We start from the raw sequence: 20,429 nt of genomic DNA on the forward strand, positions 1-20,429 counted from the left end.
AGGAACTACAGTATGCAGACCATCACCACCTCCTGGTTCGTCCAGGGCATGATCAAAGCCACCTCCGACGCCTGGCTGAAGGGCTGGGATGAGCGCAACGGCGGCAACCTGACGCTACGCCTGGACGACGCGGATATCGAGCCATTTGCCTCCGATTTCCACCAGAAGCCGCGCTATATCGCCCTGAGCCAGCCGATGCCGCTGCTCGCCAACACGCCGTTTATCGTCACCGGTTCCGGGAAGTTTTTCCGCAACGTACAGCTGGACCCGGAAGCCAACCTCGGCGTGGTGAAGGTGGACAGCGACGGCGCGGGTTACCACATTCTCTGGGGACTGACGGACGACGCGGTACCCACATCCGAACTGCCGGCGCACTTCCTCTCCCACTGCGAGCGCATCAAGGCGACCAATGGCAAGGACCGCGTAATCATGCACTGCCACGCCACCAACCTGATCGCCCTGACCTACGTGCTGGAAAATAATTCTGATTTCTTCACCCGCAAACTGTGGGAAGGCAGCACCGAGTGTCTGGTGGTGTTCCCGGACGGCGTCGGCATTCTGCCGTGGATGGTGCCGGGTACCGACGAAATCGGCCAGGCGACCGCGACGGACATGCAGAAGCACTCACTGGTGCTGTGGCCGTTCCACGGCGTCTTCGGCAGCGGCCCGACACTGGATGAAACCTTCGGCCTGATCGACACCGCCGAGAAATCCGCGGAGGTGCTGGTGAAGGTCTATTCCATGGGCGGCATGAAGCAGACCATCACCCGGGAAGAGCTGATTGCCCTGGGCAAACGCTTTGGCGTCACCCCGATGCAGTCGGCGTTAGATCTGTACCAATAACAACATCGCGCCCCGCTCACCGAGACGGGGCGAAAACCACCTGCAATCCCTACAACTAACTCAAGTCAGTGGAGTAAAAGCAATGAAAATAAAAGCAAGCTTGATCCTCACCGTTGCCGCTCTGGCGTTGTCCGGTTCCGCTTTAGCAGAAGTGAAAATCGCCCTGGTGGCGAAGTCCTTAGGGAATGGATTCTTCGAGGCAGCGAACGTCGGCGCGCAGGAGGCGGCCAAAGAGTTAGGCGATGTAAAAGTGATTTATACCGGCCCGACCACCACCACGGCGGAAGCGCAGATCGAGGTGCTGAACGGGCTGATCGCCCAGGGCGTGGATGCGATCGCAATTTCCGCGAACGATCCGGACGCCGTCGTGCCGGTGCTGAAAAAAGCGATGCAGCGCGGCATTAAGGTTGTGTCGTGGGATTCCGGGGTGGCGAAAGCCGGGCGTCAGATCCATCTCAACCCGTCCAATAACGCCCTGATTGGCGAAACCAACGTCAAGCTCGCCGCCGATGCCCTGAAAGCGCTGAACGTGGAGAAGGGCGAAGTAGCGGTGCTGAGCGCCACGCCAACCTCCACCAACCAGAACACCTGGATTGCGGAGATGAAAAAGGTGCTGCCGAAGTACCCGTCCGTCAATCTGGTGACCGTGGCCTACGGAGACGATCTCTCTGACAAAAGCTACCGCGAAGCGGTCGGCCTGCTGAAAACCTACCCGGAGCTGAAAGTCATCGTCTCGCCGTCGTCCGTGGGCATTGTGGCTGCCGCGCAGGCGGTGAAGGACCAGGGCAAGATTGGCAAAGTGTACGTCACCGGTTTAGGCCTGCCGTCTGAGATGGCGGGCGCGGTGAAATCCGGCGCGAGCAAGAGCTTTGCCATCTGGAACCCGATTGACCTGGGCTATGCCGCGACTTACTTAGCGGACGATCTGGTGAAAGGCACGGCCACGAAAGGTGAGGCCAGCATGGGCAAACTGGGCAAAGTGAAGCTGGATGCGGACGGCAACGGCGCGATGGCCGAGCCGTTCGTCTACGATGCCAGCAATATTGATAAGTTCTCGAAAATCTTTTGATCCTTTCCCCCCTCACCCTAGCCCTCTCCCAAAGGGAGAGGGTCGGGGTGAGGGTGAACCAAACGGAGAACTATCATGACCCCATTGCTACAGCTTTCTGGCATCACCAAGGTGTTCCCCGGCGTACGTGCTCTTGAGAACGTGCAGCTTGCGCTGTGGCCCGGCAAAGTGACGGCGCTTATCGGCGAAAACGGCGCGGGCAAGTCGACGCTGGTCAAAGTGATGACCGGCATATACCAGCCCGACGAGGGCGAAATTCTCTACAAGGCGATCCCCGTTCACCTTCCAACGCCGGAGTCGGCGCATAAAATGGGTATCACCGCCATACACCAGGAAACCGTCCTGTTTGATGAACTCTCGGTCACCGAAAATATCTTTGTTGGTCAGTACCTTCACAAAGGCTTCCTGAAAAAGCTCGACTGGCCGGAAATGCACCGCCGGGCGCAGGCTATTCTCGCCCGCCTTGAGGTGCAAATCGACCCGCGCGCAACGCTGAAAACCCTAAGCATCGCCCAGCGTCACATGGTGGCGATTGCCCGCGCGCTGTCGTTTGAGGCGCAGGTGGTGATCCTCGACGAACCCACGGCGGCGTTGTCGCAGCATGAAATCCTCGAGTTTTACCAGATTGTGGAGCGCTTAAAGCAGGAGGGAAAAGCCATCCTGTTTATCTCCCACAAGTTCGACGAGATTTTTGAGCTGGCCGATCACTACACCATTTTGCGCGACGGCGTGTTCGTCGGTGCAGGGGCAATAAATGAGATCACCGAGGAGCGGATGGTGTCGATGATGGTCGGGCGCGCCATTACCCAAACCTTCCCGAAAATCGACTGCGAAAAAGGCGAGACGGTGCTGGAGGTGAAAAACCTCTGCCATCCGACCGAGTTTGCGCATATCTCGTTCTCCCTGCGTAAAGGGGAAATCCTCGGCTTTTACGGGCTGGTGGGTGCCGGGCGTACCGAATTGATGCAGGCGCTTTCCGGCGTCACGCGGCCATCGTCCGGGGAAATTATCCTCAACGGACAGCCCCGGCGCTTCCGCCAGCCTGCGGATGCGATCAAAGCCGGTATTGTCTGCGTGCCGGAAGAAAGGCAGAAACAGGGGGCGATTATCGCCCTGCCGATTGCCCAGAACATCAGCCTGCCTCAGCTTAGCACGCTCAATCCGAACGGCGTGCTGCATGACGACCGTGAATGGAAACTGGCGAACGAGTACGCCAAACGCCTGCAAGTGAAAGCCTTCAGCTGGAAGCAGGCGGTGGAGACCCTCTCTGGCGGCAACCAGCAAAAGGTGGTGATCGGCAAATGGCTGGCGACGCACCCTGACGTGATCATCCTCGATGAGCCAACAAAAGGCATCGATATCGGCTCAAAGGCAGCCGTTCATCAGTTTATGTCCGAGCTGGTCAGTCAGGGGCTGGCGGTGATTATGGTCTCGTCCGAACTACCGGAAGTGATGGGCATGGCGGATCGCATTATCGTCATGCACGAGGGGCTGATGGTGGCCGAATACCAGGCGGGAGACGCGACGGCGGAAACCATCGTCAGCGCCGCCAGCGGTGCAAAACAGGAGGCGGCATAAATGCTTAGCTCACTCTTAAAACACCGCGAAGCCCTGCTGGGCGCGGTGATTATCCTGATGATCGTCGCCATTGGCAGCCGCGTGCCATCGTTTATCGCGCCGGGCAACCTGGTGGAGATGTTTAACGACACCGCCATTCTGATCGTCCTCGCGCTCGGGCAGATGCTGGTGCTGCTCACTAAAGGCATCGACCTGTCGATGGCGGCCAATCTGGCCCTGACCGGGATGATTGTCGCCCTGATTAACTTCCATTACCCGGACGTGCCCGTCTGGGCGCTGCTGATCCTCGCCAGCGCGCTTGGGCTACTGATGGGCGCGATAAACGGCCTGCTTGTGTGGAAGCTGGGCATTCCGGCGATTGTGGTAACACTCGGCACCATGAGCATCTACCGCGGAATGATCTTTTTGCTCTCCGGCGGCGGCTGGGTGAACTCCAACCAGATGGGTGCAGACTTCCTCGGCCTGCCGCGTGCGTCAGTGCTGGGCCTGCCGGTGCTGAGCTGGTGCGCCATCGCCGTACTGCTGCTGGTGGGCTACTTCCTGCGCTACAGCCGCACCGGACGGGCGCTCTACACCGCAGGCGGGAACGCCACGGCAGCGTACTACACCGGGATCAACGCCGGGAAAATGCAGTTCATCAGCTTCTGCCTTTCCGGTCTGCTGGCCGGGTTCTGCGGCTACCTGTGGATATCGCGCTTTGCCGTTGCGTATGTTGACGTCGCTAACGGTTTTGAATTGCAGGTGGTGGCAGCCTGCGTGATTGGCGGGATCAGCACCATGGGCGGCACAGGCCGCGTGCTCGGCTGTCTGTTCGGGGCGCTGTTCCTTGGCGTCATCAACAACGCCCTGCCGGTGATCGGCGTCTCCCCGTTCTGGCAGATGGCGATTTCCGGCTCGGTCATTGTCATCGCTGTGCTGCTGAACGAGCGCGGCAACAAGCGCAAAGGCAGGCTGATCCTGCGCGACGCGGCGCTGGCACGTCAGAAACTGGCGGTGAAACCATGAGTAAAATGATGACATCTGAAGAGTTCAAACCCACTTCTGCGCCGGGCATCTTCCAGCGTCTGCTGTGCTGGGAGGGCTTCCTGCTGGCGGTGACGCTGGCGGTGTTTGTGGTGAACGCGCTTGCCTCGCCCTACTTCCTCAATATCTGGAACCTCTCCGACGCGACGTTCAACTTCACGGAAAAAGCGATCATTGTGTTGCCGATGGCGATGCTGATTATCGCCCGGGAAATTGACCTGTCGGTGGCCTCCACCATCGCGCTCAGCTCCACGGTGATGGGCTTTTACGCGGCGGCGGGCGTCGATACGCCACTGCTGGTGTGCGTGGGATTAGGCGTCGGGCTACTGTGCGGGTTGTTCAACGGCATTCTGGTGACGCGCTTTAACCTGTCGTCCATCGTCATCACCATCGGCACAATGAGCCTGTACCGCGGGATCACCTACATCCTGCTCGGGGACCAGGCGCTGAACAGCTACCCGGAGAGCTTTGCCTGGTTCGGCCAGGGCTACGTCTGGGGCGCATTGTCGTTTGAGTTCGCGCTGTTTATCGTGCTGGCCGCTCTGTTTGCCTTTGTGCTGCACCGTACCAACTTTGGCCGCCGCACCTACGCCATCGGCAACAACCCGACCGGCGCGTGGTACTCCGGCATCAACGTGAAGCGCCACAACCTGATCCTCTTCGCGCTGGTGGGGCTGATGTCCGGCCTGGCGTCGGTGCTGCTCACCTCGCGTCTGGGCAGCACCCGTCCGACCATCGCGATGGGCTGGGAGCTGGCGGTGGTGACGATGGCGGTGCTCGGCGGCGTCAATATTCTCGGTGGGTCCGGCAGCATGGTGGGCGTGATTATCGCCGCCTTCCTGATGGGGCTGGTGACCTTCGGCCTGAGCCTGCTCAACGTGCCCGGCATTGTGATGTCGGTGATTATCGGCGCGATGCTGATCGTGGTGATTTCGCTGCCGATTATTACCCGCCGGATTATGCAGCGAAGACGGATCTCATAGCCGGGTGGCACTGCGTTTACCCGGCCTGCTTAACCGTAGGCCCGCGCAAGCGCAGCGCCGCCGGGCATAAAATTCACAGTAATTAAGGAGAATTATCATGAGCTTTATGTTGGCACTCCCCAAAATCAGCCTGCACGGCGCGGGCGCGATCGGCGATATGGTCAATCTGGTGGCAAACAAACAGTGGGGAAAAGCGCTGATTGTCACCGACGGTCAGCTGGTGAAGCTGGGCCTGCTCGACAGTTTGTTTTCCGCGCTCGACGCCCATCAGATGTCGTATCACCTGTTCGATGAGGTATTCCCGAATCCGACGGAAGCGCTGGTGCAAAAAGGCTATGCGGCATATCAGGATGCGGAGTGTGATTACCTGATTGCCTTTGGCGGCGGCAGCCCGATTGATACCGCCAAGGCAATCAAAATCCTCACCGCCAACCCCGGTCCGTCAACCGATTACTCTGGCGTCGGCAAGGTGAAAAACGCGGGCGTGCCGCTGGTGGCGATCAACACCACCGCAGGCACGGCAGCGGAGATGACCAGCAACGCGGTGATCATTGACGCCGCACGACAGGTGAAAGAGGTGATTATCGACCCGAACATCATCCCGGATATCGCCGTGGACGATGCCAGCGTGATGCTTGAAATTCCGGCCTCCGTGACCGCCGCAACCGGCATGGATGCCTTGACCCACGCCATTGAAGCTTACGTGTCCGTCGGCGCGCACCCGCTGACCGATGCCAACGCGCTGGAGGCGATTCGCCTGATCAACCTCTGGCTGCCGAAAGCGGTCGACGACGGTCACAACCTGGAAGCGCGCGAGCAGATGGCCTTTGGTCAGTATCTGGCGGGCATGGCGTTTAACAGCGCCGGTCTGGGGCTGGTGCATGCCCTGGCGCACCAGCCGGGCGCGACGCACAACCTGCCGCACGGCGTGTGCAACGCCATTCTGCTGCCGATCATCGAAAACTTTAACCGCCCGAACGCGGTTGCCCGATTTGCCCGCGTGGCGCAGGCGATGGGCGTTGACACGCGCGGCATGAGCGATGAAGCGGCCAGCATGTCAGCCATTCAGGCGATTCGCGACCTGAGCGCCCGGGTCGGCATTCCGTCCGGATTTAGCCAGCTCGGCGTGACCAAAGCCGATATTGAAGGCTGGCTGGATAAAGCTCTCGCCGACCCGTGCGCGCCGTGTAACCCGCGCACCGCCAGCCGCGATGAGGTCCGCGAGCTGTACCTGGAGGCTTTATGATCCGCAAAGCGTTTGTGATGCAGGTAAACCCGGACGCGCACGAGGAGTACGCACGTCGCCACAACCCGATCTGGCCTGAGCTGGAGGCGGTACTGAAAGCCCACGGTGCGCACCACTACGCCATTTACCTCGACAAAGCCCGCAACCTGCTGTTTGCAACCGTGGAGATTGAATCGGAGGAGCGCTGGAACGCGGTAGCGAATACCGACGTCTGCCAGCGCTGGTGGAAACATATGGTTGACGTTATGCCGTCTAACCCTGACAACAGCCCGGTGAGTGCGGCGCTGAACGAGGTGTTTTACCTGGACTGATGTGTTAACGCTGCTGCCCCAGCGGTAGCAGCAATCTCCCGCCTGCCACTCAGCGTAAACGCCGACACCACCGTGATCGCCAGCACGAAACAGCCCAGTATCAGATACGTCTCCTGGAAGCCGACCCGGTCATACATATTTCCGGCAAAGGCGGAGAGGAAGATCGCCGCCGACTGTTTGGCAAACTGGAAGCCAATCAGGTAGATGGTGGCCGACAGGCGCGTATCAAACACCCCGGTGATGTACTTGAATGCCCCCACCAGCAGGAACGGGACTTCCAGCGCGTGCAGCATCTTCAGGGCAATCACCTCCACGGCGGTGGTGGCAAACGACGATCCGATAATGCGCGTCGCCATGATCACCCCGGCAATCAGCAGCGTGTTTTTCGCACCGATGCGGTTAATGATCCACGGCGAGCAGAACATGATGATCGCGTTACAGATTTCCCCCGCTGTGGTGGCGAAACCAAAGGCGCGGGTCCCCTCCTGCGGCGTGGCGAAGAAGGTTTTGAAGAAGGTAGCAAACTGCTGGTCGAAGACGTCATATACGCAGGCCACGCCAATCACGTACAGGATGAACATCCACATTCTGCGCTGGCGGAACAGGTTGAACACGGTTTTAGCAGTGATCTGCCGCTGGTTCGCGCCCAGGGCGTTCATGACCTGCGCCGTCTGGTTGGGCTTCGGTTTCGCGACCACCAGCAGCAGCATCAGCAACAGCGCCGCCGCCGATCCCATCCAGAAAACATACGACGGATCGATGCCGAACAGGATGCCGCCCGTTGAGGCGCACAGCCCCCAGCCGAGACAGCCGAACATGCGCGCCTTGCCGTACTCAAAAAAGCTGTTGCGGCTCACGCGTTCAATGTAGGCCTCAATCGCCCCCGAACCCGCTGAGAAGACAAAGCCGATATACAACCCACCGCTCAGCGCCCCCAGCCAGATATTGGTTTTCAGCAGCGGGGCGAAGACGTACAGGAAGAACGGCGCGAACAGGAACAGCAGCACCGAAATGATCCAAAGCAAATGTTTTTTCAGCCCCAGCTTGTCCGAAATGACCCCCAGCACCGGCTGGAAGGCAATGGCCGACAGCGAGATGCAGGAGAAAACAATCCCCGTATGGGTTTTGTTCAGGCCGATGATGTCCGACAGCCAGATCGGCAGGAACGGAAAACAGGTGGCCATGATGAAGAAGTAGAGAAAGAAGAACAGCCCGAAGATCCAGAAGTTAGGGTTGTCTTTGTGGGTACAGGTTGTTGTGTTCATTATTTTTATCCTCAACGGAGGGCCGGTTGCCCGGCCCGTCACCCTTACACGCGTTCCACACCAATCAGAATGGTGGTTTCCGGATCCAGAATCGGCAGCGCAATACCCGCCTGCATCAGCCATTCACCGCTTACCGTTTGCGGCGCGTCCATCCACGCCGGCAGCTTGCGCATGGTGTGCCCGCCCTCGCCCGTAATCTGAATGTTCGGGTGATCGAGCAGCGTGATGCGGTACTGCGCGCTGGCGTCTAACCCCGGCATGCGCAGCGGCATCATCAGGGTGTAATCCGGCATCGCGAGCTGGCTGACCAAAAACAGCCCCTGCGTCTTGTCTTCGCTCACTATACCCTGCGCCAGGGTGGTGGCGTCCGGCATATCCACGCGCCACTGGGTGCCGTGATGAATGACCTCGCGCCACCGCTTATACAGCGCGGCGTAATGTCGATAGCCTTCACGCTCCTGCGCGTCGACGGTGAGCGGATCCAGCTCCAGCCCCATGTGACCAAACAGCGCCGTCAGCCCGCGGAACTGAATGCTGTGCTGGCGGAAGGTAGCGTGACACTTATGATGACCGATATGCGCCCCCATCACCTCCGGCGGGAAGAAGTAGCTCATGCCGCGCTGGATAGTGTTGCGCTCCAGCGCGTCGTTATTGTCGGACGCCCAGAAGCGGTGGCAGCGGGTCAGCACTTCATAATCGATTCGCCCGCCGCCGGAGGAGCAGGATTCAAACTCAATGTGCGGGAAACGCTCGCCCAGCACGTCCAGCAGGCGATAAAACTGGCGCGTCTGGGCATCGGCGGCGGCTTTGCCCTTGTGCCCTGGCTGCACCAGCTCGCGGTTCATGTCCCATTTCACGTAGTCGACCGCGTGTTCGCCCAGCAGCCAACTCATGCGCTCGACCAGATAATCAAAGGCCTGCGGAATATTAAGATTGAGCACCAGCTGATGTCGCCCGGTCGCCTGGGCGTAGCCCGGCAGCGCCAGCACCCAGTCAGGGTGCGCGCGGTACAGATCGGAATCCGGGTTAATCATCTCCGGCTCAACCCAGATACCAAACTCCATGCCGAGCTGTTTAACGTGATCGATTACCGGCTTAAGGCCGTTCGGGTATTTTTTCTCGTCCAGATACCAGTCGCCCAGCGCGGCGTGGTCGTCGTTGCGGCCTTTGAACCAGCCGTCGTCAATGATAAAGCGCTCCACGCCCAGCGCTGCGGCCTCGTCGGCCATGCGCATGATGTAGTCCGGATCGTGGTCGAAGTAGATCCCCTCCCAGGTGTTGAGATGCACCGGGCGCGGTTTATCTTCCGGGAAGCGGATAACGTTATCGCGCAGGTAGCGGTGGAACTGCTGGCTCATGCCGTTCAGCCCGTGCGGGGAGTGGCTGGCATACAGGCGCGGCGTCCAGAGCGTTTCCCCCTCTTCAATCGCCATTTCACCCGGCAGGTAGAGCGCTTCGGCCTGCATATAGCGGCGGCCATCGGTTTTCGCCTCTGCGCGCAGGCGGTGGTTGCCGCTCCAGCCCAGATGCACACCCCAGACGTGGCCGTGCATTTCACTGAATGACGGCGTACCTGAAATCAGTGCCGGGAAATGTTCGTGGGAGGTTTTACCCCGGCGGTTTTCAATCACGAAGCTGTCGTGCTCAAGCGTAACGCGGTGCGGCTGAAACTCCCTGATCCATCGTCCGTGGAAGGCCATCACCTCCTGCGCGCGTTCGGCCACCGGCAGCGTCACGGCAAAGCGATCCACCTGCCACGCCAGCGTTTTCAGGTTGGTTAACCCATGGCGCACCACCAGTACGCCGCTGGCATCCAGCGTTATTTCACTGGTCAGGCGCAAGCCTGCATGCTCGTCTTCAGCAGTGATTGTCAGGGCGTTTAACGCCTGCTGCACCTGCGTGGTTTTAAATACCGGCGATCCGTCCAGCCCCTGGCGATGCCCCTCGATGCCCGGCGAGCCAAACAGCCCATGCCCCAGCTCTGCCATCAGCGTGACGGGGGAGTCGACGTCCAGCCTGCCGTTAGCAACCGGGCGCGCAATACTCAGGACATCCTGCGGCGAGAAGTGCTGAAGGTGCGGCCCCCAGTAGAGAATTTCGGCGAACGGGTGAGTTTTTAGCACCACGTCAACCGTATTGCTTTCAAGTCGAAAAATGGCATCTTGCATCGGACATCTCCTGTCATCGGGATGTCCTGAGTTTTGATCCGAAACGTTTCGGATACAAACCAAAACGTTTCGGATCTGTGATCGGGTTTGGAATTTTTCGTGTGATTAGGCCGTCTGGCCTGGGGAGAATTCTGGCTGCCAGAGCACCTGAAGAGTGTCAATGTCGTCGCCGTTAATCAACTGGCGCACCATATCGGCAATCTGTTTCCCGACGCCCTGACGGGTAGACTGGATCACCGCCGCGACGTCGATATCGACAATGCTGTCCTGCGGTAAGCCGTCATAGACCACCAGCGAGACGGCATTTTCACCGGTTAAGCGTCCCATCTGCGCCAGGGCCATCGCTGCGCCGTCGCCGTGGGTGTTGCAGTCGGTAATGATGGCCGTGGGCGGCTGCGGCAGGGAGAGAAGTTCTTGCGTGGTGGCATAACCCACGCGGCGCGAAGGAGGCATGGCGCGCAGCCATTCGCTGGAAAGTCCGGCTTCCCGCAGCGCGTCCAGGTAGCCCTGGCGGCGCTGGGTGATGAATGCCTGGTTGTTGCTTTCGCCCAGCAGCGCAATGCGCTGATGGCCTTTCTCGATCAGCCAGCGGGTGGCCTGATACGTACCGGCATAGTTGTCGAAATCGAACCACGCGTACGGCTGCGGGAGCTGGCTGCGGCCGAGCGCCAGGAACGGAAACCCGGCGGCCTGAAGCTGCTCAAGACGCGGATCGTGATCCAGCGTATGCGCCACTATCAGCGCATCCACGCGTCGGCTCTGCACCATGCGCATATAGCTGTGTTTGTCCACCAGATCGTCGTCAGCGATGAGCAGCAGGTCAATCTCATGTCGCGCCAGTTCGTGGCTAATTTCGCCGACCATGTCCATAAAAACGCTGTTATTGAGCGGAACAGGATGCACCGGAAATACCAGCCCGACGGCGTCGATTTTGCCCATCTTCAGGCGACGGGCAAAGGTATTTGGTCGGTAGCCACGGCGCTGGGCCTCCGCTTCCACGCGGGCGCGCGTCTCAGCAGAAACGTCGTCATATCCGTTGAGGGCGCGGCTGACGGTGGTAACAGACAGCCCCAGTTCTTTGGCAATGGCTTTAAGCGACATGATTTTCCGTATCTTCTTTAGTTTTGTTCCGCCACCAGCAGCGCGTGCGTATCGGGCTCCAGCGCCTTAAAGATATGCGGCTGGTCAGCGGGGTAGCAAATGTAATCTCCCGGGCCGAGTTCTTCCGCCGCGTCGATCAGACCGACCATCGCCCGCCCCTGGGTCACGATAATATGCTCAACCGAACCAGGCGGATGGGGCTGGGAAATACGGTCTGCCCCCGGCTGAGTCAGCAGCAGATAGATATCACGACGCGCGCCCGGCGGACACGCCGCGAGCAAAATCGCCTCGTAGTTCGCCTGCCCGGCGACGACTTTTGTGCCCTCGCCGCGGCGGATCACCTGCGTGACGGGTTGCTGCGGCTCCAGTAACCGGGCAAACGGAATATCCAGCGCCACGCAAAGCGACCACAGCGTTTCCAGGCTAGGATTGCCGTTGCCAGACTCCAGTTGTGAAAGCGTGGATTTGGCGATCCCGGCACGGCGGGCAATTTCCGCCAGTGAGAGCCCGGTTCGCAGGCGTTCTCGTACCAGGCTTTTGGCGATCACGCTGATTGGCTGCGTCATAAAAACGGCCTCTTTCTCTCTATAACGAACGAATCGTTCGCCTTGTAAAACGGTTTTGATGCGTTCATTATAATGGAAATACGTTCGATATGGCTAAAATGGTATGAAGAAACACCTCTCCTGTCTGAAAGGCGACACGATAAAAGCGATCGTCCTGGTCTGCCTCGCGGTGGGCGTAGTCGGCATGTCTTATGGCTCACTGGCGATGGCCTACGGTTTCCCGCTGTGGGTGCCGTTTGTCCTCTCCCTCACGGTGCTGGCAGGCGCATCCGAGTTTATGTTTATTGGCATCGTGGCGAGCGGCGGCAATCCGCTGGCAGCGGCCGCGGCCGGTTTACTGGTAAACGCGCGCCATGTGCCGTTCGGCGTAACGGTGCGTGACCTGGTGGGCAAGCGCGGCCTGAGCTTTCTGGGCTGTCATATTATGAACGATGAAAGCGTGGTGTTCGGCCTTTCGCAAAAAACCGCCGAGCAGCGTAAAGCGGCCTACTGGCTGTGCGGCCTGGGCGTGGCAATTATCTGGCCGCTGGGGGCGGTACTGGGGGCGATGGTCGGCAAGCTGCTGCCAGACCCGGAAACCATCGGGCTGGACGCGGTGTTCCCGGCGATCCTGCTGGCGTTAGTGGTGCCGGCATTTAAAAACCGTACCACGCTGATCCGCGCCTGTAGCGGCGCAGTGTTGTCGCTGGCCGCCGTACCGTTTGCGCCGGTGGGTCTGCCGGTACTGCTCTCTTTGCTCGGCCTTGCCGCGAGGAAAAAATAATGGAAAACATGACGGTCTTTATTCTCGGCATCGCCATTCTTTCTGCCGGAACCTATCTGATGCGTCTTGGCGGAGCGAAGCTTGGCAACCGGCTGGCGCTTTCAGAACGGTCGCAGGCGCTGCTTTCAGACGCGGCTACCGTTTTGCTGTTCTCCGTCGCGCTGGCGACAACGTTTTATGAAGGGGACCATTTTGCCGGGATGGCACGTGTGCTGGGCGTGGGGTTCGCGGTGTTTCTGGCCTGGCGCAAAATGCCGTTAATTGTGGTGATCGTCGCGGCGGCGGTGGTGACCGCACTGCTGCGTCTGGCAGGCATAAACTAAAAAGCGCCCCAGGGGCGCTCTTTCGACGGTATAGCGGAATTATTTGTTCAGTTCAGCGGTCATGTGTACGCGGTTACCGGTGAATGCCTGGGTAATTTTGTAGGATGACGCGCCCGCTTCCTGAGCCTGTGCAGCGATTTTAGCTTCTGCACCATCCAGGGTAGAGGCGGATGCGGTCACTGTCTGCGCAGCGAAAGAACCAAAAGAGGTAGCCAGAGCGATTACTGCGACAAAAGTTTTGATGCTTTTCATGAGATAAACCCTTTCGTTAAGTTGTTTAGATAAGGCGCCGTGCCTTGATGAGATAAATATTAGACCTCATCATGAACAACTAAAAGCGGAAGGATTTGCTATACTCATTCAAAATTACTGATCAACTATCAATCGCTGCGGATGGGTGTAAATAGTTGCTCTACCCGGCTTGCAGAACCCCACCAGCGTCAGGTTGCAGCGCTCCGCCACTTCCACCGCCAGCGTGGTTGCCGCTGACACCGCAAACAGAATTTCCACGCCGCACATGGCGGACTTTTGCACCATCTCATAGCTGGCGCGGCTGGAGACTAACGCCGCGCCCTGCTGCCAGACGTTGCTTTCCCGAGCGCGGCGACCTAACAGCTTATCCAGCGCGACGTGGCGGCCCACATCTTCATGACCGCCGGCAATGTTGCCTGACGGCAATATCCATGCCGCCGCGTGGGTACAGCCGCTGAGCTGACCGATGGGTTGCACGTCGTTCAGGTGCTCAAGCGCCCGATCAAGGTGCGCCAGATTGAACGTCTGGGTGAACGGCAGCGGGATAATGGGTTTGCCGATATCGTTAAGCTGTTCAACGCCGCACACGCCGCAGCCGGTACGTCCGGCCAGCGCCCGGCGGCGCTCTTTCAGCCCCATAAAGCGGCGGCTGGAGAGTTCGATTTGCACTTCAAGACCATTACAGGCATGAACCACATCCATGCCGTAGATCTCCTGCGGATGCGCAATGATGCCTTCCGAGAGGGAAAAACCTATGGCGAACAGCTCCAGATCTTTCGGCGAGGCCATCATCACCACATGCGAAATACCGTTGTAAACCAGGGCAACGGGGACCTCTTCCGCCAGAAAATCCGGCGTGGCATGTGAAATGTGAGGCGGTCTGTGTACCGACAGTTCCACAATACCCGCAGGCAGTGGCGACGCGTGGGCAACACGGTTTTGTTTAGACACAACGGTATTCCTGAACAACCACGGAAGTGAGCCTGCTATTGCAACACAAACGGCAGGCCTTACGCATAGTATGGATCAACTTTTCAGCAACCATTCTCCTACTCAATACGGAGGGGTGCAACCGATCACCTGCTACACCTCTTTAACATGCACAGGGTAAAATGTGATTGATATCACATTTTATAATCAATGCCGTGATAATACGTTCACTTTGTTTTAACCCCGTTGGAACAGGCGTACCGACATTGTGGTATTCTGGGCTTATCCCTCGGAGAAATGAGGGATTAACGCAAATTTTTCTCCTTTGCGGTTAATTCTCAACCGCAGAGTAAAACTACATAGCAATGTCGTAATGAACCAAGGAGTGACCCATGCAGGTCAGCAGAAGGCAGTTCTTTAAGATCTGCGCTGGCGGTATGGCAGGCACCACGGCGGCGGCACTGGGCTTTGCGCCCGGTGTAGCGCTGGCGGAAACACGGCAGTATAAACTGCTGCGCACCCGCGAAACCCGTAACACCTGTACGTACTGCTCCGTCGGCTGTGGGCTGTTAATGTATAGCCTCGGCGACGGTGCGAAAAACGCCAAAGCATCTATTTTCCACATCGAAGGCGATCCGGATCACCCGGTAAACCGTGGTGCACTCTGTCCGAAAGGGGCCGGTCTGGTAGATTTTATCCACTCCGAAAGCCGCCTGAAGTTTCCTGAGTATCGCGCTCCCGGCTCTGACAAATGGCAGCAAATCAGCTGGGAAGAAGCGTTCGATCGCATCGCTAAGCTGATGAAAGAAGACCGCGATGCCAACTTTATCGCGAAGAATGCCGAAGGCACCACCGTTAACCGTTGGCTCTCCACCGGCATGCTGTGTGCTTCAGCGTCCAGTAACGAAACCGGCTATTTAACCCAGAAATTTACGCGCGCACTCGGTATGCTCGCGGTCGACAACCAGGCGCGTGTCTGACACGGACCAACGGTAGCAAGTCTTGCTCCAACATTTGGTCGCGGTGCGATGACCAACCACTGGGTCGACATCAAGAACGCCAACCTTATTGTGGTGATGGGCGGTAACGCCGCTGAAGCGCACCCTGTCGGGTTCCGCTGGGCGATGGAAGCCAAAATCCACAACGGCGCGAAGCTGATTGTGATCGATCCCCGCTTTACGCGTACAGCGTCAGTGGCGGATTTCTACACCCCTATTCGTTCAGGTACTGACATCACTTTCCTGTCAGGCGTACTGCTGTACCTGATGACCAACGAAAAATATAACCGCGAGTACACCGAAGCCTATACCAACGCCAGCCTGATCGTGCGTGAGGATTACAGCTTCGACGATGGCCTGTTCAGCGGTTACGACGCCGAAAAACGCAAATACGATAAAACCAGCTGGAACTACGAGCTGGACGAAAACGGCTTTGCGAAGCGCGACACCACCCTGCAACACCCCCGCTGCGTGTGGAACCTGCTGAAAGAGCACGTTTCCCGCTATACGCCGGAGGTTGTCGAAAACATCTGTGGGACGCCGAAAGCGGATTTCCTGAAGGTTTGCGAGTTGATTGCGGAAACCAGCGCGAAAGATAAAACCGCATCGTTCCTGTATGCGCTCGGCTGGACGCAGCACTCCATCGGCGCGCAGAACATCCGCACCATGGCGATGGTTCAGCTGCTCCTCGGCAACATGGGGATGGCAGGCGGCGGCGTGAACGCCCTGCGCGGTCACTCCAACATTCAGGGTCTGACCGACCTCGGCCTGCTGTCTCAGAGCCTGACGGGTTACATGAACCTGCCGAGCGAGAAACAGACTGACCTGCAAACCTACCTGACGGCCAGCACGCCAAAACCGCTGCTCGAAGGCCAGGTGAACTACTGGGGCAACTATCCGAAGTTCTTCGTCTCGCTGATGAAAGCCTTCTACGGCGACAAGGCGACGGCGGAAAACAGCTGGGGCTTTGACTGGCTGCCGAAGTGGGACAAAGGTTACGACGTACTTCAGTACTTCGAAATGATGCACCAGGGCCAGGTCAACGGCTATATCTGCCAGGGCTTTAACCCGGTGGCATCGTTCCCGAACAAGAACAAGGTTGTCGAGTCTCTGTCGAAGCTGAAGTTCCTGGTGACGATTGACCCGCTCAATACCGAAACGTCTACGTTCTGGCAGAACCACGGTGAGTCGAACGACGTCGATCCGTCGAAGATTCAGACCGAAGTGTTCCGTCTGCCGTCCACCTGCTTCGCGGAAGAGAACGGGTCTATCGTCAACTCCGGCCGCTGGTTGCAGTGGCACTGGAAAGGCGCAGACGCCCCGGGCATCGCCCTGAACGACGGCGAGATCCTGGCCGGCATCTTCTTACGCCTGCGTAAGATGTACGCCTCTGAGGGCGGCGCAACGCCTGAGCCGGTACTGAACATGACCTGGAACTACTCGACGCCGGAAAACCCAGCGCCGGAAGAAGTGGCCATGGAGAGCAACGGTAAAGCGCTGGCGGACGTTATCGACCCGGCGACCGGTGCGGTGCTGGCGAAGAAAGGCGATCAGCTCAGCACCTTTGCGCACCTGCGCGATGACGGTACGACCTCCAGCGGCTGCTGGATCTTTGCCGGGAGCTGGACGCCGAAAGGCAACCAGATGGCCAACCGCGATAACGCCGACCCGTCGGGCCTCGGTAATACGCTGGGCTGGGCATGGGCGTGGCCGCTTAACCGCCGCATCCTCTATAACCGTGCCTCCGCTGATCCGCAGGGCAACCCGTGGGATCCGAAGCGTCAGCTTCTGAAGTGGGACGGCGCGAAATGGGGCGGCGTGGATATTCCGGACTACAGCACTGCCGCACCAGGCAGCGATGTCGGGCCGTTTATCATGCAGCCTGAAGGGATGGGCCGTCTGTTTGCTATCGATAAGATGGCGGAAGGGCCATTCCCGGAACACTACGAGCCGTTTGAGACGCCGCTGGGTACTAACCCGCTGCACCCGAACGTGGTCTCTAACCCGGCAGCCCGTATCTTCAAGGGCGATTTTGAAGCGCTGGGTAAAAAGGACAAGTTCCCGTATGTCGGCACCACTTACCGTCTGACCGAGCACTTCCACTACTGGACGAAGCACGCGCTGCTGAATGCCATCGCGCAGCCGGAACAGTTTGTGGAGATCGGCGAGAAGCTGGCGAACAAACTCGGCATTGCCCATGGCGATACCGTGAAGGTCTCCTCTAACCGCGGCTACATCAAAGCCAAGGCGGTGGTGACCAAGCGTATTCGCACGCTGAACGTTCACGGTCAGCAGGTGGATACCATCGGCATCCCGATTCACTGGGGTTATGAGGGCGTGGCGAAGAAAGGGTTCATTGCGAACACCCTGACGCCGTTCGTCGGTGATGCGAACACGCAGACGCCGGAGTTTAAGGCCTTCCTCGTGAACGTGGAAAAGGTGTAACGGAGACGACTTATGGCTTATCAATCTCAAGACATTATCCGTCGTTCCGCGACTAACGGTTTCACGCCCGCGCCTCAGGCGCGGGACCACCAGCAGGAAGTGGCGAAGCTTATCGACGTGACCACCTGTATCGGCTGTAAAGCCTGTCAGGTGGCCTGCTCTGAGTGGAACGACATCCGTGACGAAGTGGGTCACAACGTCGGGGTGTACGACAACCCGGCGGACCTGACCGCCAAGTCCTGGACGGTAATGCGTTTCTCGGAAGTGGAGCAGAACGACAAGCTGGAATGGCTTATTCGCAAAGACGGCTGTATGCACTGTGCGGATCCGGGCTGCCTGAAGGCGTGTCCGTCAGAAGGGGCTATCATTCAGTATGCCAACGGCATCGTCGACTTCCAGTCCGAGCAGTGCATTGGCTGCGGCTACTGCATTGCGGGCTGTCCGTTCGACGTGCCGCGCATGAACCCGGAAGACAACCGCGTCTACAAATGTACGCTGTGCGTTGACCGCGTAAATGTCGGCCAGGAGCCAGCGTGCGTGAAGACCTGCCCAACCGGCGCTATCCACTTTGGCTCCAAAGAGGATATGAAAACGCTGGCGGCAGAGCGCGTGGGCGAGCTGAAAACCCGTGGTTACGATAACGCGGGCCTGTACGATCCGGCCGGGGTTGGCGGTACGCACGTCATGTACGTGCTGCACCACGCCGACAAGCCGAACCTGTATCACGGCCTGCCGGAGAACCCGGAAATCAGCGCCACCGTGAAGTTCTGGAAAGGTATCTGGAAACCGCTGGCCGCGGTCGGTTTTGCTGCCACCTTCGCAGCGAGCATCTTCCACTACGTCGGCGTTGGTCCGAACCGCGCGGAAGAGGAAGACGACAACCTGCATGAAGAGAAAGACGAGGTGCGCAAATGAGAAAACGTGACACCATCGTGCGCTACACCGCGCCGGAACGTATCAACCACTGGGTCACCGCCTTCTGCTTCATGCTGGCGGCGATAAGCGGGCTGGGGTTCTTCTTCCCGTCCTTCAACTGGCTGATGCAGATCATGGGGACACCACAGCTGGCGCGTATACTGCACCCGTTTGTGGGCGTCATCATGTTCGCGTCGTTCATCATCATGTTTTTCCGTTACTGGCACCATAACCTAATCAATCGGGATGATATCTTTTGGGCGAAGAATATTCGTAAGATCGTCGTCAACGAGGAAGTGGGTGATACCGGGCGTTATAACTTCGGCCAGAAATGCGTATTCTGGGCGGCGATTATCTTCCTGGTCCTGTTGCTGGTGAGCGGCGTGATCATCTGGCGTCCGTACTTTGCGCCTGCTTTCTCAATCCCGGTGATCCGATTTGCGCTAATGCTGCATTCATTTGCCGCAGTGGCGTTAATTGTGGTTATCATGGTGCATATTTACGCCGCCCTCTGGGTGAAAGGCACCATTACCGCGATGGTGGAAGGCTGGGTCACCAAAACGTGGGCGAAGAAACATCACCCGCGCTGGTACCGTGAAGTCCGCCAGAAACAGGAAAAGTCATCTGAATGAGTATTCGCATAATCCCGCAAGATGAGCTGGGGTCGAGCGAGAAACGTACGGCGGAGTATATTCCGCCGTTGTTATTCCCCAGACTCAAGAACCTCTACAACCGCCGCGCAGAGCGTCTGCGCGAGCTGGCAGAGAACAACCCGCTGGGCGATTTTCTGCGTTTTGCCGCGCTGGTCGCCCATGCGCAGGAAGTGGTGCTGTACGACCATCCGCTGCAAATGGACCTGACCGCACGCATCAAAGAAGCCAACGAGCAGGGCAAACCGCCGCTGGATATTCACGTCCTGCCGCGCGACAAGCACTGGCATAAGCTGCTGCATTCCCTGATCGCCGAGCTGAAGCCGGAGATGAGCGGTACGGCGCTGGCGGTCATTGAGAACCTGGAAAAAGCCTCAGAGCAAGAGCTGGAAGAGATGGCGAGCGCGCTGTTTGCCTCCGACTTCTCGCTGGTGAGCAGCGATAAAGCGCCGTTCATCTGGGCTGCGCTGTCGCTCTACTGGGCGCAAATGGCGAGCCTGATCCCAGGCAAAGCCCGCGCCGAATACGGCGAAGCGCGCCAGTTCTGTCCGGTGTGTGGTTCAATGCCAGTCTCCAGCATGGTACAGATTGGTACGACACAGGGGCTGCGCTACCTGCACTGCAACCTGTGTGAAACCGAATGGCACGTGGTGCGCGTGAAGTGCAGCAACTGCGAGCAGACCCGCGATCTGAACTACTGGTCGCTGGAAAACGAAGACGCGGCGGTGAAAGCCGAAAGCTGCGGCGACTGCGGGACTTACCTGAAGATTCTGTATCAGGAAAAAGACCCGAAAGTCGAAGCGGTGGCCGACGATCTCGCCTCGCTGATTCTGGACGCCAAAATGGAGCAGGAGGGCTTTGCCCGCAGCTCGATCAACCCGTTCCTGTTCCCGGGTGAAGGGGAGTAATCTCCTGTGACAGTGCCGGGCGGCGCGAGCTTGCCCGGCCTACACCTCGACAGCAATACCTGCCGTCTTATATGCCAGATGCTCTTCAGCCC

At 58.7% G+C, this 20,429-nt stretch carries 19 protein-coding genes; 13 read left to right on the forward strand and 6 right to left on the reverse strand.

Features of this window, described 5'->3' with window-relative positions; all coding sequences use genetic code 11:
* Nucleotides 1-12 precede the first annotated feature (12 nt).
* The 7 genes from rhaD to rhaM all read left to right on the forward strand — a co-directional run bounded on the left by rhaD (nucleotide 13) and on the right by rhaM (nucleotide 7,053).
* Entirely contained in the window at nucleotides 13-843 is an 831-nt protein-coding gene (gene rhaD / locus L384_RS15775) for a rhamnulose-1-phosphate aldolase (RefSeq protein ID WP_003861989.1), read from the forward strand.
* 82 nt (nucleotides 844-925) lie between these two features.
* The gene (rhaS, locus tag L384_RS15770; RefSeq protein WP_003861987.1) at nucleotides 926-1,912 is read left to right on the forward strand and encodes a rhamnose ABC transporter substrate-binding protein; all 987 of its coding nucleotides are present in this window, start codon (nucleotides 926-928) and stop codon (nucleotides 1,910-1,912) included.
* A 75-nt stretch (nucleotides 1,913-1,987) separates the two neighbouring features.
* Entirely contained in the window at nucleotides 1,988-3,490 is a 1,503-nt protein-coding gene (locus L384_RS15765) for a sugar ABC transporter ATP-binding protein (protein ID WP_023315046.1), read from the forward strand.
* On the forward strand, nucleotides 3,491-4,495 hold the full coding sequence (locus tag L384_RS15760) for an ABC transporter permease (RefSeq protein ID WP_023315047.1): 1,005 nt from the start codon (nucleotides 3,491-3,493) through the stop codon (nucleotides 4,493-4,495).
* The gene (locus tag L384_RS15755) at nucleotides 4,492-5,496 is read left to right on the forward strand and encodes an ABC transporter permease (protein ID WP_032627978.1); all 1,005 of its coding nucleotides are present in this window, start codon (nucleotides 4,492-4,494) and stop codon (nucleotides 5,494-5,496) included. The genes L384_RS15760 and L384_RS15755 overlap by 4 nt, the downstream gene beginning before the upstream one ends.
* A gap of 97 nt (nucleotides 5,497-5,593) precedes the next feature.
* Complete coding sequence (gene fucO / locus L384_RS15750) at nucleotides 5,594-6,742, forward strand: lactaldehyde reductase (protein WP_023323891.1); 1,149 nt, start codon at nucleotides 5,594-5,596, stop codon at nucleotides 6,740-6,742.
* Entirely contained in the window at nucleotides 6,739-7,053 is a 315-nt protein-coding gene (rhaM, locus tag L384_RS15745) for an L-rhamnose mutarotase (RefSeq protein ID WP_023323892.1), read from the forward strand. The genes fucO and rhaM overlap by 4 nt, the downstream gene beginning before the upstream one ends.
* Here the strand turns inward: rhaM and L384_RS15740 are convergent.
* The 4 genes from L384_RS15740 to L384_RS15725 form a co-directional block, all read right to left on the reverse strand.
* On the reverse strand, nucleotides 7,041-8,318 hold the full coding sequence (locus L384_RS15740) for an MFS transporter (protein WP_003861977.1): 1,278 nt from the start codon (nucleotides 8,316-8,318) through the stop codon (nucleotides 7,041-7,043). The genes rhaM and L384_RS15740 overlap by 13 nt on opposite strands.
* A 44-nt stretch (nucleotides 8,319-8,362) precedes the next feature.
* Nucleotides 8,363-10,486, reverse strand: coding sequence for an alpha-galactosidase (locus tag L384_RS15735; RefSeq protein WP_023323893.1), 2,124 nt, complete (start codon nucleotides 10,484-10,486; stop codon nucleotides 8,363-8,365).
* 105 nt (nucleotides 10,487-10,591) lie between these two features.
* Nucleotides 10,592-11,587, reverse strand: a complete 996-nt coding sequence (locus L384_RS15730) for a substrate-binding domain-containing protein (RefSeq protein ID WP_023323894.1) — start codon at nucleotides 11,585-11,587, stop codon at nucleotides 10,592-10,594.
* Nucleotides 11,588-11,604: 17 nt separating this feature from the next.
* Nucleotides 11,605-12,153: a helix-turn-helix domain-containing protein gene (locus tag L384_RS15725; protein WP_003861973.1), complete on the reverse strand. Its 549-nt coding sequence runs from the start codon at nucleotides 12,151-12,153 to the stop codon at nucleotides 11,605-11,607.
* Nucleotides 12,154-12,256: 103 nt separating this feature from the next.
* Here L384_RS15725 and L384_RS15720 point away from each other — a divergent pair, with 103 nt between their 5' ends.
* Both L384_RS15720 and L384_RS15715 read left to right on the forward strand, forming a co-directional pair.
* Nucleotides 12,257-12,916, forward strand: a complete 660-nt coding sequence (locus tag L384_RS15720) for an AzlC family ABC transporter permease (RefSeq protein WP_022652076.1) — start codon at nucleotides 12,257-12,259, stop codon at nucleotides 12,914-12,916.
* Nucleotides 12,916-13,239 carry an AzlD domain-containing protein gene (locus L384_RS15715; RefSeq protein ID WP_003861969.1) on the forward strand — a complete coding sequence of 108 codons (324 nt, stop codon included), beginning with the start codon at nucleotides 12,916-12,918 and terminating at the stop codon, nucleotides 13,237-13,239. The genes L384_RS15720 and L384_RS15715 overlap by 1 nt, the downstream gene beginning before the upstream one ends.
* Before the next feature lie 39 nt (nucleotides 13,240-13,278).
* Here L384_RS15715 and L384_RS15710 read toward each other — a convergent pair whose 3' ends face one another.
* Nucleotides 13,279-13,491 (reverse strand): YdgH/BhsA/McbA family protein, encoded by a 213-nt coding sequence (locus tag L384_RS15710; protein ID WP_003861966.1) that lies wholly within the window; start codon nucleotides 13,489-13,491, stop codon nucleotides 13,279-13,281.
* Nucleotides 13,492-13,605: 114 nt separating this feature from the next.
* Nucleotides 13,606-14,442: a formate dehydrogenase accessory sulfurtransferase FdhD gene (fdhD, locus tag L384_RS15705; protein ID WP_003861964.1), complete on the reverse strand. Its 837-nt coding sequence runs from the start codon at nucleotides 14,440-14,442 to the stop codon at nucleotides 13,606-13,608.
* A 371-nt stretch (nucleotides 14,443-14,813) separates the two neighbouring features.
* On the opposite strand from fdhD, the gene fdnG reads away from it, so the two are divergent.
* From fdnG to fdhE, 4 genes are read left to right on the forward strand one after another with little or no spacing between them, the layout of a single operon-like run.
* Nucleotides 14,814-17,864, forward strand: a complete 3,051-nt coding sequence (fdnG, locus tag L384_RS15695) for a formate dehydrogenase-N subunit alpha (RefSeq protein WP_123060841.1) — start codon at nucleotides 14,814-14,816, stop codon at nucleotides 17,862-17,864.
* 12 nt (nucleotides 17,865-17,876) lie between these two features.
* On the forward strand, nucleotides 17,877-18,779 hold the full coding sequence (gene fdxH, locus L384_RS15690; protein ID WP_003861960.1) for a formate dehydrogenase subunit beta: 903 nt from the start codon (nucleotides 17,877-17,879) through the stop codon (nucleotides 18,777-18,779).
* Nucleotides 18,776-19,411, forward strand: a complete 636-nt coding sequence (fdoI, locus tag L384_RS15685) for a formate dehydrogenase cytochrome b556 subunit (RefSeq protein ID WP_003861958.1) — start codon at nucleotides 18,776-18,778, stop codon at nucleotides 19,409-19,411. The genes fdxH and fdoI overlap by 4 nt, the downstream gene beginning before the upstream one ends.
* On the forward strand, nucleotides 19,408-20,337 hold the full coding sequence (gene fdhE, locus L384_RS15680; protein ID WP_023323896.1) for a formate dehydrogenase accessory protein FdhE: 930 nt from the start codon (nucleotides 19,408-19,410) through the stop codon (nucleotides 20,335-20,337). The genes fdoI and fdhE overlap by 4 nt, the downstream gene beginning before the upstream one ends.
* The last annotated feature ends 92 nt before the right edge of the window (nucleotides 20,338-20,429 follow it).

Origin of the sequence: Enterobacter sp. MGH 38, from assembly GCF_000492855.1 — a bacterium.
GTDB lineage: Bacteria > Pseudomonadota > Gammaproteobacteria > Enterobacterales > Enterobacteriaceae > Enterobacter > Enterobacter hormaechei_C.

Coding starts and splice junctions, on each gene's coding strand:
- rhaD (WP_003861989.1), top strand. CDS start 13: ATGCAGACCATCACCACCTCCTGGTTCGTCCAGGGCATGATCAAAGCC.
- rhaS (WP_003861987.1), top strand. CDS start 926: ATGAAAATAAAAGCAAGCTTGATCCTCACCGTTGCCGCTCTGGCGTTG.
- L384_RS15765 (WP_023315046.1), top strand. CDS start 1,988: ATGACCCCATTGCTACAGCTTTCTGGCATCACCAAGGTGTTCCCCGGC.
- L384_RS15760 (WP_023315047.1), top strand. CDS start 3,491: ATGCTTAGCTCACTCTTAAAACACCGCGAAGCCCTGCTGGGCGCGGTG.
- L384_RS15755 (WP_032627978.1), top strand. CDS start 4,492: ATGAGTAAAATGATGACATCTGAAGAGTTCAAACCCACTTCTGCGCCG.
- fucO (WP_023323891.1), top strand. CDS start 5,594: ATGAGCTTTATGTTGGCACTCCCCAAAATCAGCCTGCACGGCGCGGGC.
- rhaM (WP_023323892.1), top strand. CDS start 6,739: ATGATCCGCAAAGCGTTTGTGATGCAGGTAAACCCGGACGCGCACGAG.
- L384_RS15740 (WP_003861977.1), bottom strand. CDS start 8,318: ATGAACACAACAACCTGTACCCACAAAGACAACCCTAACTTCTGGATC.
- L384_RS15735 (WP_023323893.1), bottom strand. CDS start 10,486: ATGCAAGATGCCATTTTTCGACTTGAAAGCAATACGGTTGACGTGGTG.
- L384_RS15730 (WP_023323894.1), bottom strand. CDS start 11,587: ATGTCGCTTAAAGCCATTGCCAAAGAACTGGGGCTGTCTGTTACCACC.
- L384_RS15725 (WP_003861973.1), bottom strand. CDS start 12,153: ATGACGCAGCCAATCAGCGTGATCGCCAAAAGCCTGGTACGAGAACGC.
- L384_RS15720 (WP_022652076.1), top strand. CDS start 12,257: ATGAAGAAACACCTCTCCTGTCTGAAAGGCGACACGATAAAAGCGATC.
- L384_RS15715 (WP_003861969.1), top strand. CDS start 12,916: ATGGAAAACATGACGGTCTTTATTCTCGGCATCGCCATTCTTTCTGCC.
- L384_RS15710 (WP_003861966.1), bottom strand. CDS start 13,491: ATGAAAAGCATCAAAACTTTTGTCGCAGTAATCGCTCTGGCTACCTCT.
- fdxH (WP_003861960.1), top strand. CDS start 17,877: ATGGCTTATCAATCTCAAGACATTATCCGTCGTTCCGCGACTAACGGT.
- fdoI (WP_003861958.1), top strand. CDS start 18,776: ATGAGAAAACGTGACACCATCGTGCGCTACACCGCGCCGGAACGTATC.
- fdhE (WP_023323896.1), top strand. CDS start 19,408: ATGAGTATTCGCATAATCCCGCAAGATGAGCTGGGGTCGAGCGAGAAA.